Below are 2,192 nucleotides of genomic sequence, written 5' to 3' on the forward strand. Positions count from 1 at the left end.
CGGCCGACGAGCTGGCCGCCCTCATCGACGAGGTCTACGGCGCGCGCCTGGCCCAAGGCAGCGTGACCATCTACGCGAACGACGAAGCGGAGGCGCGCATCGCCGACGAGACGGCCGCCGCGCAGGACGCGGCGCTTGCCGAGCAGCTGGCGTTGGAGGAGGCGCGCGCCAACAAGCTTGCTTGGACGGCCGACGCGGCCTCGCTCGAGGCGCGCGTTCCTTCCGATGAGCTGGCCGCCGAGGCGCTCGCCGTGGGTCGCGAGGACGGCGGCATCCTGGCGCGTCTCGCTGCGTTGGCGACGGGCCGCGAGCTGAAGCCTCGCGCCGCGTATGCGGAGACGGCGGTGGAGTCGCTGGCTTCCGACATCGACGCGGCCATCGGCGACCCGCGCGTCGACTACGGGATCGTCGTGGAGGACGGCACGGCTTCGGTCACCGAAGGCCATGACGGCTTCATGGTGAATCGCGACGAGCTCAGGCGGACGCTCGACGAGCTGCTGCTCGGTCAGGAGGACGGTAGCAGGTCGTTCGTCGCCCGAGCCGAGCATGCGCCTTTGCGCATCGACGAGTCCGCCGCGCAGGATGCATGCGACGCTGTGAACGCGGCCATTGCCGACGGGGCGCGGTTCACGTACGAAGGCGCCGCTTGGAGCGCGTCGGCTTCGGACGTCGGCAGCTGGGTGTCCACGCGCATCGACGGGTCGTCTCTCGCGGCGTTCGTCGACGCCGCCAAGGCGAAGCCTGCGCTGCTGGCGCATGTCGCCGAGGTGGGCAAAGGGGATCCCGTGCACGTGTCGTTCGAGGTCGCAGACGACGATGTGATCGTCCGCACCGATGGCGAGGGCGCCATTCCGCTAGTCGCGGAAGCTACGGGGCTGTTGGATGCCGCGCTGTTCGGCGATGACGGCAAAGCGCGTACCGGCGTGGGAGCGGGCGCGCCGGTCGAAGTGGCCATCGGCTCCGGTCCCGCACCTGAGGCGATGCCGTTCGACGAGGCGATGGATCTCGGGGTGATCGGCGCCATCGCCTCCTACACCACCGAGTACGCCACAGGCCCCGGCACCGAGGCGCGCAACCACAACATCGCGCTCGTGTCCCAGTACCTCAGCGACTCCGTGGCGAAGCCCGGCGACAGCTGGTCGTTCAACGGGACGGCGGGGGATTGCAGCACCGAGGAGCGCGGCTTCAAGGGCGCGGGCGCCATCGTGGACGGCGAGTACGACGACGCCATCGGCGGGGGCATCTGCCAGGTGGCCACCACCGTGTTCAACGCCGTGTACGATGCAGGATTCCCCGTGCTCACGAGGCACAACCACTCGCTTTACATCGCCAGCTACCCCACGGGGCGCGATGCGGCGGTCAGCTGGCCCGATCTTGACTTCGTATGGCAAAACGATTCCGCTAGCGATGTTTTGGTGCGTCTTTCTTGTGTGGACGGGTCCGTAACGGCTACACTATACGGAGTCGACCCCGGATACAAGGTGTCCACGACGACGGGCGACTGGGGCGAAGGCCGGAAGTACGAGACGAGGACGACGATCGACGATACGCTCGCGCCGAACGCGAGCTACGTCAAGACGCGCGGAACCGATGGGCGCACCATCACCATTATCCGTACGGTCAAGGACGAATCCGGCGAGGTTCTGCACGAAGATCCGTTCAGCTCCGTGTACGATCCGGTAACGGAGGTCGTCGTCGAGGGTCCCAAAGTCGCGGGCGACGGAAAAAGCGAGGCTGCGACGGAGGGTTCTTCATCCAACGTCACGAGCAATTGAGAGGTGAGCATCCAAGGTGTACTATCAGCCAGACATCGAGACCATGCCCGTAGAGCAGCTGCGCGACCTGCAGCTGGAGCGCATGAAGAAGACCGTGCAGCACTCCTATGACAACGTGGCGTTCTACCAGCGATCGTTCAAGGAGGCCGGCGTCGAGCCGGGCGACCTCAAGACCCTCGAGGACCTGCCGAAGTTCCCGTTCGTCGTGAAACAGGACATGCGCGACGCCTACCCGTTCGGGCTGTTCGCCGTGCCGCAGAAGGACGTGGCGCGCATCCACGCGTCGTCGGGCACGACGGGCCAGGCCACCGTGGTGGGGCATACCGCGAACGACCTCAAGAACTGGGGCGACTGCTTCGCGCGCGGCATCCATATGGTGAACGGCAACGAGGACTCCACCATCCAGGTGTCTTACGG

The 2,192-nt window shown here is 66.7% G+C and carries 2 protein-coding genes; both read left to right on the plus strand.

Translation table 11 applies throughout. From position 1 onward, the window contains the following. Positions 1–1,775: VanW family protein (locus tag ACMO6A_RS08215; RefSeq protein WP_418471070.1), on the plus strand; the 1,775-nt coding region annotated here is incomplete at its 5' end. Between the two features lie 16 nt (positions 1,776–1,791). Then, a partial coding sequence (locus ACMO6A_RS08220) for a phenylacetate--CoA ligase family protein (protein WP_418471071.1) occupies positions 1,792–2,192 on the plus strand: 401 nt, incomplete at its 3' end.

Origin of the sequence: Eggerthella sp. (genome assembly GCF_048329335.1) — a bacterium.
GTDB classification, from domain to species: Bacteria; Actinomycetota; Coriobacteriia; order Coriobacteriales; family Eggerthellaceae; genus Eggerthella; species Eggerthella lenta.